Below are 14579 nucleotides of genomic sequence, written 5' to 3' on the forward strand. Positions count from 1 at the left end.
ACTATTTTTATCGGTTCACCGATGCGGTAGGCAGAATGTTATTTGCCATGATTTCGCCAAATGGACCGCTCAATGAATGTGCACCATCTGCCGCGTGGCCTTTTCCTAGTAACGGAAATACCAACTCTGCGAAGCGATACGATTCTTCCAGATGCGGATAACCGGACAGGATAAAAGTATCGATGCCAAGCGCTTCGTACTCTCGCATGCGCTCCACCACAGTAGCCGCATCGCCGACCAATGCCGTACCGGCACCGCCGCGTACTAATCCCACACCGGCCCATAAGTTTGGCGAGACTTCCAGATTGTCGCGACTGCCGCCGTGCAATGCCGCCATCCGCCGCTGACCTTCGGAATCCATTTTTGAGAATGCTTTTTGCGCGCGGGCAATTACATCGTCGTCGACATAACTGATCAATTCTTCCGCCGCTTTCCAGGCTGCTTCATTGGTCTCGCGCACGATGACATGCAGACGAATGCCAAAACGCACGGTGCGACCAAATTTAGCGGCACGGGCGCGGATATCGGCAATTTTTGCCGCTACGGCTGCCGGTGGTTCACCCCAGGTCAGATAGACATCGACCTGCTCGGCAGCCAGTTCATGCGCAGGCTCCGACGAACCGCCGAAATAGAGCGGCGGATAGGGTTTTTGGACCGGCGGATATAACGTTTTTGCGCCTTTTACGGTGATATGTTTGCCTTCGAAATCAAAGCCAGCATCGCCGCCCTCACCGGCCATTTCCGCACGCCAGACACGCAGAAATTCATCCGAAATTTCGTAGCGTTCGCTATGCTCGGCAAACAGGCCATCAGCCTGTAATTCGCCCTGATCGCCGCCAGTTACGACGTTGATTAAAAGACGGCCGTTCGATAGGCGGTCAAAGGTCGATGCCATCCGCACCGCCAAACCTGGTGTGCTGAGACCGGGACGAATTGCTACCAGAAACTTAAGCTTTTGCGTTGCGCCGATCAGGCTTGATGCGACTACCCAGGCGTCTTCGCAAGAGCGTCCTGTTGGTAACAACACACCGTCATAACCCAGTGTATCGGCGGCCACGGCGACCTGTTTCATGTAGTCGTAATTTACCGGACGTGCGCCTTGCGAGGTACCAAGATAACGGCTGTCGCCATGTGTGGGGATAAACCAAAAAACGTTCATTACAGAGTCCGTATTCACTATGTGCACTATGCGATTAAAAAAATGACTTATTGCGCTTTAGTTGCGACTTATTTGCGACCTATTTTCTTGCCTGCACCGTTCTTGCTGGCTGCCAGACGATGTCAGCGACCTTGACCGCTTTCGGAATCAAACCGATTTCTTTAAAACTATCAGCAACCCGCTGTTGATCCGTGGTCATCGTGGCGTTCAATACCGTGGTCGGCGAAGGACTGGGACGCCGCGCTAAAAACAGATGCACCGTCGCCAGATTCAAACCGCTAAGATCAGAAATTAACTGCGCAACTTCTTTCCGATTTTGCTGGACGTATAGATCGGCTTTGGTCAACTCATCCAACAGCGTCAGCACTGTGTTGGGATAAGTCTGCGTAAAACTGCGTGATGCCAGATAGAAAGAATTATTGTTGGTCAGCGTTTTTCCAGTCGTCAGTACCCGCGGCTTCAGCGCTAGTTCGGCAGCGCCGTAATACGGGTCCCAAATCGCCCAAGCATCCACACTTCCGCGCTCAAACGCTGCCCGCGCATCTGCTGGGGCCAGATAAATCGGTTGAATATCGGTCCATGCCAAACCGGCTTTCTTGACTGCCTGCACCAAAAGAAAATGGGCGCTTGAGCCTTTCTGCAATGCGACCTTTTTACCTTTTAAATCGGCAAGTGTTTTGATCGTAGAATCGGCCTGCACAAGGATCGCCGAGCTCTCCGGTTTTGGTGGCTCTGCGCCGACATACAGCAAGTCTTTATTCGCGGCCTGTGCAAACACTGGCGGGCTATCGCCGGTCAATCCAAAATCTAGACTTCCGACCGATAACGCTTCCAGCAATTGCGGACCGGCAGGAAATTCCAGCCAGACGATTTTGCTATTCTTAAAACGTTGCTCCAGCGTATTGCGTTGTTTCAAAATGACGAGATTGACAGCGCTTTTCTGAAAGCCGATACGGATTTGCTCCGGCTCTTTTTTATCATCGGCGGCCTGCGCTTGCCCGACAGCGGAAGGAAGTACCGCTGCAATGGCCAGCAAGCCAAAAAAGCCTAGCGCCGCAGAACGTAGAAAATGTCGGCGGCGAAGGGGATTGAGGACTGACGAAATAAACATCGCGGCGTCGCCTTAAACTTTAGGCGTTGGCACAGCCAACACCGCATCACGCGTGGAGATTTTTTTCGGAATCAATTTGAGTTCGAAAAAGGTATCGGCAATTTTTTGTTGCTCATCCAAAACCTTGCTGTCGACAGGCTTATAGATGTGCGCGTAATTCTTCAAACCAATTTCAATAATGTCTTTATCCAAGCCCTGTATCGGTGCCAACTGGGCTGCGGCTTCTTTCAAATTGGCGCGGATCCATTGGCCTTCTTTACTGACTTCGTCCAGGATCGCGGCAATGATGGCAGGATTTTTTTCTGCGTATTTGCGTGCGCTTAAAAAGAATTGATGATGATTGACAACCCCAACACCACTGGCCAAAACACGGGCGTTAAGCTGCTTGATGGCGGCGGTTTGGAACGGATCCCAAATAGCCCACGCATCGACCGCGCCACGTTCAAATGCTGCACGCGCATCGACAGGAGCAAGGTATATCGGCTGGAAATCTGTGTAAGCGATGCCTGCTTTTTTCAATATGCTGATCACCAGCCAATGGACATCTGATCCCTTATTAAAGGCGATCTTTTTGCCCTTCAATTCCGCGATGGTTTTTATCGGCGAATTATGTTGAACCAGCAAACTTTCCGCTAACGGTGTCGGAATTTCATAGCCGCTATAGACAAAATCAGCACCCGCAGCTTGTGCAACAATCGGTGGCGCTTCGCCGACATAGCCAAAATCAACTGAGCCGACATTCAACGCTTCGAGCAATTGCGGACCAGCGGAAAACTCAGCCCATTTGACTTCAATACCTTGTGGGGCCAGACGTTTTTCCAAAGTGCCATGTGCTTTCAACAGAACTAAGGTGCTAGCAGCTTTCTGATAACCGATACGTAATTCCTGCTTGCCTTGCGCCAGCGCCAACGGCGAAATCAAAGGTGTCAGCACGCCGACGGCAGCGGCGGCAGATAACATCGCCAGCGCATGGCGACGTGTATGGATTTTGTGATTGATTTTGGTCATGACATCGTCCTGTTTCTACATTTTGGAAAAACACTCCCCCGCCACGATCATTCGCAGTTTTTTTTGCATCGCTATTCGATGCGTCGGGGAAGACTTTTAATAGGGGTAAAGCACACTGTGGCAATGCTGATATAACTCCGGCATCCCGGCGCTACGTCGTTAGACGCTACATCGAATTTGGGAAAACGGAATCTCCGTAAAACTCTTTTGATTCAACTGCTGTAACGCTATTAGTCCGGCGGATAACTGATCAACGCCTTCATTGATGCGGGTGACAATTTCCGGTGCCAGCACCAGACCGCCCTCTTCCGTCCATACAACTTGTGCTTCAGTGGCATAAATACTTTGCAATACATGCTTTGGTCCCAGCGATGACAATACCGGGCGCAACGCATAATCCAGCGCCAGCATGTGTGACTGACCGCCGCCGGTGGCCAATGGCAACACCAATTTATCCTGCAAGCCAAACTGCGGCAGCAAATCCAAAAACGCCTTCAATGCACCGCTATAAGCCGCCTTATATACCGGCGTGGATATAACAACTGCGCTTGCGGCAGCGACTTGTGCCAGCGCCGTTTGAATCTGTGCGTTCCCGAAATCGGCCCGTAAGACTGCATCGCCAGGCAAATCACGTACATCCAGCTTGGTATAACGATGACCTAATAAGGCCAGTCTTTCGCCGATATGATGCAATACACGCGTAGAGCGGGACGGTGCCGAAGGGCTGCCGGCCAATAACAGGATAGTCATTAATCGTTCTTTTTAGATGATGTTCTGTAACCTCAGACGCACGCCGTCATTGGCATGCGTCCGTATTCAGGTCAATAAAATGCTGATGCTTATTTAGCGCCGGGTTGGTAAATCTGATCAAAAACACCGCCGTCGCTAAAGTGGGTTTTTTGCGCCTTTTGCCAGCCGCCGAATACCGTATCGATATTGAATAAATTCAGCTTCGGAAACCGCGATGCATATTTGGCAGCGACCTTAGGATCAGTCGGGCGATAGAAGTTATGGGCAGCGATTTCCTGACCTTCTGGCGAATATAAATATTGCAGATAAGCTTCAGCGATCTTGCGGGTGCCACGTTTGTCGACTACTTTATCGACGACGGCAACCGGCGGTTCTGCCAGAATGCTGCTCGATGGGAATACAACATCGAATTTATCTTTACCAAATTCTGCCTGTACCAGATAGGCTTCGTTTTCCCATGACAGCAATACGTCGCCTACGCCGCGCTCAGCAAAAGTAACTGTTGATCCGCGTGCGCCGGAATCCAGCACAGGAACGTTTTTATACACACGGCTGATAAAGTCACGGGCTTTGGCATCGTCGTTGTTGTTCTTTTTGAGAGCATAGCCATAAGCGGCTAAGTAAGCCCAACGTGCACCGCCAGAAGTTTTTGGATTGGCAACGATGACCGATACGCCAGGCTTGGCGATGTCATCCCAATCTTTAATCCCTTTAGGATTACCCTTGCGCACCAGCAGCACAATTGTGGAGGTATAAGGCGTGCTGTTATGCGCCAGACGCTTTTGCCAATCCGCTGGAAGGAGTTTTCCTTTGGCGGCAATTTCATCAATATCGTAAGCCAGTGCCAGTGTCACAACATCCGCATCCAGACCATCAATCACCGAACGACCTTGTTTGCCTGAACCACCGTGGGAAGCTTTGATGGTAACGTTATCGCCGGTCTTATCTTTCCAGTATTTGGCAAAGGCCTTGTTATATTCCTGATATAGCTCGCGCGTCGGATCGTACGATACATTCAATATCGAAAAATCTGCTGCACGCGCAATCGGCGCGATGCCAATCTGTGCAACTAGTGCAATGGTGAGGACGGAACGGACGACTTGTTTCAACATGATCTGCTTTCCCTTAAGAGCGTTATCAGAGCTTCCTCAAAATCGCCTCAGCAGCGCGCTGGACCATGCATCACGCGGCTGAGGCGATTTTGCGGAAGTTCTGTTTTATGTTTTGGAGAAGACAGAATAATCAGACGGAGAAAAAAAAAGAACGAATTCTTTCTTCTCTCGTTATGCGGAAAACAGATAAGCATGGACAAGCGCGATGAATAAGGGACCGCTGTTTCTCATCAAAAGTGGAATAAGGGATACAAAATCACACCCCAGGTCGCTACGGCCAGAATGCTGGTCAACAATACCGCCGCGCTGCCAAAGTCCTTGGCATTTTTTGATAAGGGATTGCGCTCCAGCGACACCCGGTCTACTACGGCCTCGATAGCCGAGTTAATAAGCTCGATAATAATGATCCAGACCAGAACCGCGATGAGCAGCAATTTTTGTAGCGGCGAGACCGGTAAGAAAAACGCAATGATGATGCCGGGAATGACGACCATTAATTCTTGCCGAAACGCGTGCTCGTTCTTCCACGCCGATTGCAGACCATCCATTGAATAAAATAGCGCCGAAAAAAGGCGCTTGAAACCGCTGGTACTTTTGAATTGACTGATGGGCTGAGGCTGAGGCTCGGGCTGAGTTTGAGGCTGAATCGGCGATTCTGATGTTGGTGGTATTTGCGGCGACTGTTCTGGCTTTGCCGTCTCTGAGGATGATGATGGCGGTGATGTTGGCGTTTGCGGTTTTTGGCTCATGCTGAACTTCTCTTTGAATCAAGTTTGCGATAGAGACTGATAGGTCGGCTTTTGCTTACATCATTGCTTACGGTAGAGCTTACTTTGTGTGCCGATGGATTTTAACAGCCTCTCTTGATCGAAATACGGCCATCTCTCAGATTCTGCGGGCATCGAACGAATAGTGCCTATGTAAAAGGTTACTTCAGCGCATTTATGTAAATGTCGCCTCAATTGCGATGACATGTTGCTAATTGCACGTTATCCGTCGAATAGGATTTCTCAATTTCACATTGTGATATAAGATGACGACTTATGCACCGCTAAACTCGACAGAAATTAGACATTCCGATGAAACCTGTTTCCTCCGACGACCCCGGCAAGACCTCGATTCAAGTCATAGAACGCATGATTTCCTTGTTGGACACGCTTGCCCGCTATCCCGATCCAGTAAGTTTGAAAGAATTATCGGCCGCCACCAGTTTGCATCCATCCACCGCACATCGCATCCTCAACGATCTGGTCCTGAAGCGTTTTGTAGATCGCTCTGAACCGGGTACTTATCGACTAGGCATGCGCCTGCTGGAACTAGGTAACGTGGTCAAAAGCCGCCTTAACGTACGCGAAGCTGCGTTGGACTTCATGCGCTTGTTGCACCGCAAAACCAATCAAACCGTGAATCTGTCAGTGCGCCAAAGCGACGAGATTGTGTATATCGACCGCGCATTTTCCGAGCGTTCCGGGATGCAGGTGGTCCGCGCTATCGGTGGTCGTGCACCCTTGCATCTGACCTCGACCGGCAAGCTTTTTTTGTCGATTGACGATCCAAAAATGGTCCGCGCTTACGCCACCCGCACTGGGCTGGCGGGTCATAACAAGAATTCCATCACCGATTTGAGTAAGCTGGAACGCGAGTTAAGTCTGGTCCGTGCGCTGGGTTATGCGCGTGATAACGAAGAACTGGAATTAGGTGTGCGCTGCATGGCTGCGGGCATTCGCGACGATTCTGGCAAATTGATTGCGGGTCTGTCAATTTCTGCCCCAGCGGATCGTTTGCAGGAAGAATGGGTCGACGATTTGGTCACTACGGCGCAACAGATTTCAGTGGTATTGGGCTATGTGGCGCAACCGCAGGAAGTCAGCTAAGCCATCAGGATCGATGGTTGCGGTGAAAAGTATTGCCGCTACGATCTCCGCATGAAAAACGCCCTTTGGACCAAAGTGATGCCAAAGGGCGCTATCAGTATCAGCTGATATCAATCAGACGGAGCAGAATTAATGTTTTTCGTCCGGCAGCTCATCCAGTGTTTCAAACAACGCAATCTGCAATTTCGAATGCAGCTTCACAAAGCGCTGCCACAACAATAAAGCCAATCCCGCTGCAGCCACCAATACCAGAATCAGTAAATTGATAGGCGGCAAAATGCTGCTGCTCAAAATCACAATCAACAATATGATGCCGATGATGGACAACACCGGAATCACCTCTGAAATCACGCGCCGCACGCCTTTAGTATGCAAGCCAGCGTGCTCGGGCCGCACTGCCATTTCGGCCAATAGCATACTAAGCGCCTGTAATTTACGATAAGTCGCTATCAAAAATGGCAGGGAAATCAGCAAAGCTCCGCCCCAAACCACGGCTTTTTGAATCTGCACATCGACAATCCAGCCCGACATTGCGCTACCCAGCGTATCGGAAAAATAACCGCCGATCACAAAAATCGCGGCTACCATCGCCACATTCACCATTACTTGCAACAGAATGCGCCGGATGATTTTTGATAACTGAGCGCGGTCCCCTTGCGGTTGCAGACTTTCGAGCCAGGTGGAGTACATACTGAACACAGACGACAATTTGCCAGGCATCGACTTCGCCAGACGGCTTGATAGCGGATCGGCCAGCTTGATCAGATAAGGCGTCAACAAGGTCGTAATGACAGATACAGCAACCACTGTCGGATACAGGAAATCACTCGTGACCTTGAGACTAACGCCGAGCGCCGCGATGATGAACGAGAATTCGCCGATCTGCGCCAAACCCATGCCAACCCGCATCGATGTCCGACCGCTGTGACCTGACAAAAACGTGGCAAGGCCACAGCTGAGCAGCTTGCCCAATACCACGGCAATCGTAATCACCAAAATAGGCAACCAATACTTCATCAATACCGTTGGATTGACCAGCAAGCCGATGGCGACAAAGAAAATCGCACTAAACATGTCGCGGATCGGTTCGATCAGGCGCTCAATCTGATGCAAGTGACGCGATTCTGCCATCACTGCGCCAATAATGAAGGCACCCAGCGCGACGCTGTAATTGAGCTTCATCACTAACAAGCAAAAGCCAAAACACAGACCCAACACGGTAATCAGGAAAACTTCTTTATTTTTGAATTTGCCAACATAGGCTAGCAAACGCGGCACGATCAAAATACCCAATACCAACGCCACGATCATAAACAGCAATAAACGTCCGACCGTAGAGGCGACATCCACTGCATTTACCGAACCGGTCGTAGCAATACCAGATAACAAGGCAATCATGCCGATTGCCAGAATATCTTCGATGATCAAAATACCGAAAATCAACTGAGCAAATTTCTCCTGCTTCATTCCCAGCTCGCTAAGCGCCTTGACGATGATCGTGGTGGAAGAGACGGCCAGCATCGCACCGAGGAAAACCGCATCCATGGTCTTCCATCCAAAATACATACCAATTTGATAACCGATCCACAACATCACCGTAATTTCTGCTAACGCGGCTAAAAACGCGGTCGCACCGACTTTACTAAGTTTTTTGAGACTGAATTCAAGCCCTAATGAAAAGAGTAAAAAAATGACTCCCAGCTCTGAGAGGATATGAATCGAATGCTCATCGGCGATTAATTGAAATGGTGGCGTGTATGGGCCAATAATGACACCGGCGACGATATAACCCAGTACTACCGGTTGCTTGAACCGATTAAATACCACCGTCACCACTCCAGCGATCAGCATGATCACTGCCAGGTCCTGAATGAACAACTCTACTGCAGGCATGGCTATATTTTCCTTATGACAGTGGGATAAAAAGAGGCGCTACGCGCAAACAACGAAAAGCGATTGAAACTTAGTAAAAGGCAAGCGATCTGGATTTGCCTGATAAAACTGAGGGAAAACATCGTTGGAATAATTTATAACCTAAATAAATATCAACGTTGCGATTAAGAAATAATTTCTTAATATCAATTCTTTATGTTCACCGCATAATAACTTATCGCACGCAGCAGCCTCAACCGAAAATCTACCAAACTGCAGATAAAGGCGAACATTAACCTTGGCGACGCCGTCGACGCTGATACATTTCCATCAGCGGGGTCGACGAAATCCCATGCATAACGATGGACATTGCCACGATCGTTAAAACCATGGAACTGATGCGAGGTGCCAATGCCGACGCTTTATATCCGACCGGCGCAATCCAATGATATTGCAATGCAAACATCAGGTAATACACTGAGCCGATGCCTTTAATCCCGAACCACGCCATCAGCCGTCGCTGTAACGACGTGACATTGGCCCCGGTCAGCGCGATTGCCACAGATAAAGGGCGAATCACAAAAAAGAGCAGCAAGCCTAATAACGCGCCCGACCAAGAAAAGCCAATATGCGATAACAGAATGCCGGTAAGAATCACCATTAGAAACTCAGCAAAATTTTCTAATTGCTGATTAAAATCCAGAACGGTTTCGGTCATGTAGGCCGACGCTTTGACCGGATGGGTCGCCACTTCGGCGTTATCGCTGGCCAGCACTTTTCCGACAGTCGACTTGGGTTGTGGGCGACGAAAACTCTGCTGCCCACTATTCGTAGATTCAATCCGGCGCATCGCCAGGCCAGCGGCAAACACCGCCAAAAATCCGATGCCGTCGATTAACTCGGTAGCAGCGTAAGCCAGCGCGATTAATCCAATCCCGAGGAATTCTTCCATGCCTAGGGCCAGACCGAAACGCCGCCGCAGACCGACTACCGAACGCCCTAACAACCATCCTAATAACCAGCCACCGCTAAGGCCAGCGACGATGCTCCACAGCACATGCAAGATCGCATACACATTCGTATAGGCAGCGGCTGAGGGGACGCCGAGCAATGCCAGACCGAGCATCACAAAAGGGAAGGCGGTGCCATCATTCAGGCCGCCCTCGCCGGTCAGACTATAGCGAATCCGGTCGCGGTCGCTGACATCTTTTATCTGGACATCTGAGGCTAATACCGGATCGGTTGGGGCCAGAATTGCGCCCAATAAAATCGCCGCGCCCAATGGCAAATCGAATAGAAATAGCCCAGCCAACGCAAGCAACGGAATCGTCACCAGCATCGCCAATACGCCGAGGCGCACCGGCAAGCGCCAGATACTGTCGCGAAACGGCATCCGTAATTTCAGCCCAACAGTGAAAAGCGATAGCAGCAATGCCATCTTCGCAATCGTGGTCAGTAATTCGGCGTGCTGGGCGGGCGCAACATTGATCAGGCCAGACACAGCAGGGCCGAGGATGTAGCCAACTGGCAAATAGAACATCGCCGGACTAACCGGCAGGCGCTCCAATAGCGACGCCATCAACCCCATCGACAATAACAATGCGCCGACGATCAGATACCAGGTGAGAGATTGATCGATGGCGACACCTCCTGGTTAGTTGACGTGGTTGGAATTGAGCGTTCTGGTAGGCGTTATTATCGAAAAAAAAGTGCGTCAATTGACCTGACGCCCAATGTTAAGGAATATTAATGCAATTAGAGACCAGTTTGGAGTAGTTTTGCTATGGGAAGTTCAGACGGCGGCAACCGCATGCGCCAACAGAAGTTAAGACTTACGTGCGACATGACCGGTGAGCGCGGCCCCGGCATCCAGCGGCAAGCGGCGCGCTAGTGGAATTGATGACAGTGAAAACAAGGCAATAACAATAAATGCAGGCCAGAAATCAGCAGCAACTACTGTGGCATGTCCCTGAATCCGGCTGGAGAATATAATCGCCAGACCACCTATCGTGACACCAAGGCCAAGCGAAATCTGTTGAACAACACTGGACAAACTAGTCGCCCGGCTGACCTCTGCACCATCCAGATCGGCGTAGGCCATTGAGTTAAAGCAAGTAAATTGCATAGACGGGAAAAATCCACCCAACAAAACCACGACCATCATTACCAGATAAGGCGTGGTCGGCGTAAACAAGCCGTAAGAGGCCAGCGCCAGCGCGGCTAATAAAGCATTCCACATCAACACCGAACGGAAACCGAAACGCCGCAGAACGGTCGTCCCTATCGCTTTCATGAAAATGGCCCCGAACGCCGATGCACAGGTAATCGTCCCGGCGTGGAAAGCGCTCATGCCCAAGCCAATCTGTAAGGATAACGGCAACAGAAACGGTACGGCCCCGAGGCCAATGCGGAACAATGATCCGGCAAGTACGCTAGCCCGAAATGTGGGAATCCGCAGCAAACTTAAATCGAGAAGTGGAAACGGCACGGTGCGTGCATGGCGTAGATACAGCAGTAAGAAAGCGACACCGACTACGCACATCGCAAAAGCCAGTTTTGCCGATAACAATTCGCCGTCGATCAGCGACATCCCTAGCATCAATAAAGTGCTGCCGATCGCCGACAAAATGAAGCCTTTGACGTCCAGCGGTTGTAGATTTTCTTCTTTGAAATTTTCAATAAAGCGGCCAGCAAGATAGATGCCTAGCAAGCTGATGGGTATATTAATGAGGAAAATCCAGCGCCAGTGAAAGTACGTCGTAATAAAGCCGCCAAGCGGTGGTCCTATAACCGGGCCTAGTTGTGCCGGTATCGTCAAATAACTGATGGCTTTGACCAAATCATTGCGCGGCACTGAACGGAAAATCACAATCCGCCCTACTGGCACCATCATCGCGCCGCCGATGCCCTGCAAAAATCGCGCTGCAACAAATGTCAGCAACGAACTAGATACAGCGCATAACAATGATCCGGCCATGAAGACGCCGATAGCAGCCCGAAATACAGTACGCGCGCCGAAACGGTCTGCGACCCATCCGCAAATGGGAATAAATACGCCTAAGCCTACGACATACGCAGTCAGGGCTAACTTGAGGGTAATCGGCTGCTGCCCAAGATCCTGAGCAAGTACCGGTAGAGAAGTCGTGATCACTGTCGCATCCATGTTTTCCATGAACAATGCGCAAGCAACGATAAGGGGAATGAGGAAGGTGCGGGATACTGCCATCATTGCTGAACAAATGAAAAATGCAACGTCTGATGGACTTGAACTGATTGGACATGACAGCGTTTGCCACACGGATCGCGCTTACCGCTTATCCACCGCGCACCATCCGCGATGAGAATAAGCAACCTTAAGCCAGGGCAAACACCAATCATTGTCTTCTCACGTTTTCTGATCACAGCTGGCATCGAAAACGGTTTATGGCACAAAAACGAACTGATAAAAAATGCGCCCTATCAACAGAGCGCACTACTAAAAATACTTAATTTAATTCTGTAATTTAACTTTGACCAGCCACTAGTTTCGCGCCATTCAGCGTTGGTAATGTCGACGTATTTTCCGCCAGCCATTTCTTTATCCGGTCGGCATCGCCCTGACGCGAATATTTGCCGCGACCATCGAGAAACACCATCACCACTGGACGACCGTCTATAGTCGTTTGCATGACCATGCAACGCCCTGCTTCGTTAATATAGCCGGTCTTTTGCAGACCAATTTGCCATGCAGGATTTTCAACCAGATGATTCGACGTATTGTATTGCAGCGGCGCACCGCCCGGTTCTACCAAATACTTGGAATCGGTTGAGTATTGACGAATGAGCGGATGCTGATAAGCGGCAATCACCAACTTTGCCAGATCGCGTGCAGTAGCAACATTCAGATGCGATAAACCCGTTGAGTCGACATAATGCGCGCCTGTCATGCCGAGCGATTTTGCCTTAGCATTCATCGCTACAACAAACGCTGGCAAGCCACCTGGATAGTTACGACCTAATGCGGATGCAGCACGATTCTCAGAACTCATCAACGCGATGTGCAGCATATCGGTACGGCTCAATTGTGAACCGATACGCAAACGTGAACTGCTATGCTTTTCGCGATCGATATCGTCGTCGGTCACCGTCAGCACTTCGTTCATGTCTTGCCGCGCTTCGACCACTACCATACTGGTCATCAGCTTGGTCAATGATGCAATCGGCAAAGCTACCTGCGAATTTTTATCGAATAGCACCTGACCGGTTGCCTGATCCATGACCAGGGCAACATTCGATTTCAGGTCCAGCGGATCACGCGTCAGATTCAGTCCGGCGATTTCACCGGCGGTCAACACTGGCGGCAAAATAACGGCTGCGGCAACTGATGCACGTTGGAAGATGACCTTGCGATGGCCGCGGACGTATACGGTCTTTTTGACCAGACCTTCGCGTTGCTCAAGCGAGGCCAGATTATTTTGACGGCCTGCTTTTTTGCCATATTTTCGGCTGGAGGCGACATGCTCACGCTTGTTTGGCGCGCTGGCGATAGCACCTTTTTTCTGATGCGCATTGCTGGCAACAGATTTTTTTGTGGTTGCTGACTTGACCTTCGCGCTTTTTGCGGAAGCCGCAGTCTTCGCTTTGGTGGCAGCGTTACCCGGCGCCGCAGATGCTGTCGCAACTGCAAAAAATAATGACAATAAAATAACTAGCGCGGATTTGGCCATGTGCGGCTCCTGATTCACAAACAAATAACCTGTGGAAGTGTAGGCAAATCGAACAAAAATCGCAAGAGAATTAAGGAGTTAGCGGACGAATCTAATCACTTTTCTATGTGCGGATAATGACCGTCGCCAAAATCCTAAAAAAAGTTATCAATACCGCCACGCCTTTAACCAATTTCACACAATATTAGCTATTTTTCAAGTGCTATCAGCACACAATCGATCGAAAATGAATAATCATCTTGCACTTGAAAGTAACCCCGCACTTCTGTCGGCGCGCTGTCCCACAAAGACTTGATTGCGACGATGCGTTCGCCTGGCGTGCGCATTCTGGCAACCCAGGTGTCGAATTGCAGCATAATCTTCCAGCTTTGATCGTGGACGACTTTAAAGCCAGCATCAGTCAGCAAAGCGCGCCATGCCAAAAGACTGCGATTGCGCACATGGGAGTTGTCACGCAACAGTTCAATCGCTTGTAAATAGGTATCGGCCAGCACATCTTCCGGCGACGAGGTATCGATAACAATGCCTTTTCCACCAGGTTTTAACACCCGCGCCATTTCAGCCAAAGCTTGCGGCAAATTTTTCCAGTGATGTGCGCTTAAGCGCGTGCACACCATGTCAAAAGTCGCATCCGCAAACGGCAACTGATCGGCGCTGCCCTGCTGCACTTCGAGATTATCCAAGCCACGTTCGTGGGCAGCATCGGCAACAACACGCAACATCTCTGAAGACAGATCGTAACCAATCACTTTGCCAGCATGCGGTGCCAGCGCAAAACTAGCGTGACCGGCGCCACATCCAACGTCCAGAATCACCGGCTGCGAAAACTGTTGGGCATAAGCGGCTAAGTCCTGCAAATCAGCACCCTGAGAATGCGTGGTACTGGTTAAGTAGGCGGCGGCAGTACTGCCGAATTGCTCGGTAATCACTTGATCGTGATTACGCGTACTGGCAGCGATATTGCCAGAAGTTGTAGTTGTCATTTGA

The 14579-nt window shown here is 50.2% G+C and carries 12 protein-coding genes; 1 reads left to right on the top strand and 11 read right to left on the bottom strand.

The genetic code is table 11. The annotated features are described in order from the left end of the window. Positions 1-7 precede the first annotated feature (7 nt). The 6 genes from ssuD to C7W93_RS21225 form a co-directional block, all read right to left on the bottom strand. Positions 8-1159, bottom strand: coding sequence for an FMNH2-dependent alkanesulfonate monooxygenase (gene ssuD / locus C7W93_RS21200; protein WP_108442334.1), 1152 nt, complete (start codon positions 1157-1159; stop codon positions 8-10). A 79-nt stretch (positions 1160-1238) separates the two neighbouring features. Then, entirely contained in the window at positions 1239-2270 is a 1032-nt protein-coding gene (locus C7W93_RS21205; protein ID WP_108442335.1) for an aliphatic sulfonate ABC transporter substrate-binding protein, read from the bottom strand. Between the two features lie 12 nt (positions 2271-2282). After that, entirely contained in the window at positions 2283-3278 is a 996-nt protein-coding gene (locus C7W93_RS21210) for a sulfonate ABC transporter substrate-binding protein (RefSeq protein WP_108442336.1), read from the bottom strand. A gap of 159 nt (positions 3279-3437) precedes the next feature. Continuing rightward, on the bottom strand, positions 3438-4028 hold the full coding sequence (gene ssuE / locus C7W93_RS21215) for an NADPH-dependent FMN reductase (RefSeq protein WP_108442337.1): 591 nt from the start codon (positions 4026-4028) through the stop codon (positions 3438-3440). 89 nt (positions 4029-4117) lie between these two features. Further along, entirely contained in the window at positions 4118-5140 is a 1023-nt protein-coding gene (locus C7W93_RS21220) for a sulfate ABC transporter substrate-binding protein (RefSeq protein WP_108442338.1), read from the bottom strand. Between the two features lie 230 nt (positions 5141-5370). Next, on the bottom strand, positions 5371-5787 hold the full coding sequence (locus tag C7W93_RS21225; protein ID WP_225870010.1) for a diacylglycerol kinase: 417 nt from the start codon (positions 5785-5787) through the stop codon (positions 5371-5373). Positions 5788-6219: 432 nt separating this feature from the next. Here C7W93_RS21225 and C7W93_RS21230 point away from each other — a divergent pair, with 432 nt between their 5' ends. Further along, positions 6220-7014 carry an IclR family transcriptional regulator gene (locus tag C7W93_RS21230; RefSeq protein ID WP_108442340.1) on the top strand — a complete coding sequence of 265 codons (795 nt, stop codon included), beginning with the start codon at positions 6220-6222 and terminating at the stop codon, positions 7012-7014. A 129-nt stretch (positions 7015-7143) separates the two neighbouring features. Here C7W93_RS21230 and C7W93_RS21235 read toward each other — a convergent pair whose 3' ends face one another. The 5 genes from C7W93_RS21235 to C7W93_RS21255 form a co-directional block, all read right to left on the bottom strand. After that, on the bottom strand, positions 7144-8907 hold the full coding sequence (locus C7W93_RS21235) for a cation:proton antiporter (protein WP_108442341.1): 1764 nt from the start codon (positions 8905-8907) through the stop codon (positions 7144-7146). A 271-nt stretch (positions 8908-9178) separates the two neighbouring features. Further along, on the bottom strand, positions 9179-10486 hold the full coding sequence (locus C7W93_RS21240; protein WP_108442342.1) for a sodium:proton antiporter: 1308 nt from the start codon (positions 10484-10486) through the stop codon (positions 9179-9181). Positions 10487-10711: 225 nt separating this feature from the next. Continuing rightward, complete coding sequence (locus C7W93_RS21245) at positions 10712-12115, bottom strand: MFS transporter (RefSeq protein WP_108442343.1); 1404 nt, start codon at positions 12113-12115, stop codon at positions 10712-10714. A gap of 274 nt (positions 12116-12389) precedes the next feature. Beyond that, entirely contained in the window at positions 12390-13592 is a 1203-nt protein-coding gene (gene pbpG / locus C7W93_RS21250; RefSeq protein ID WP_108442344.1) for a D-alanyl-D-alanine endopeptidase, read from the bottom strand. Positions 13593-13780: 188 nt separating this feature from the next. Continuing rightward, the gene (locus C7W93_RS21255; RefSeq protein ID WP_108442345.1) at positions 13781-14575 is read right to left on the bottom strand and encodes a class I SAM-dependent methyltransferase; all 795 of its coding nucleotides are present in this window, start codon (positions 14573-14575) and stop codon (positions 13781-13783) included. Positions 14576-14579: the final 4 nt, after the last annotated feature.

It is taken from the genome of Glaciimonas sp. PCH181, from assembly GCF_003056055.1.
In the GTDB taxonomy this organism is placed as follows: Bacteria; Pseudomonadota; Gammaproteobacteria; order Burkholderiales; family Burkholderiaceae_D; genus Glaciimonas.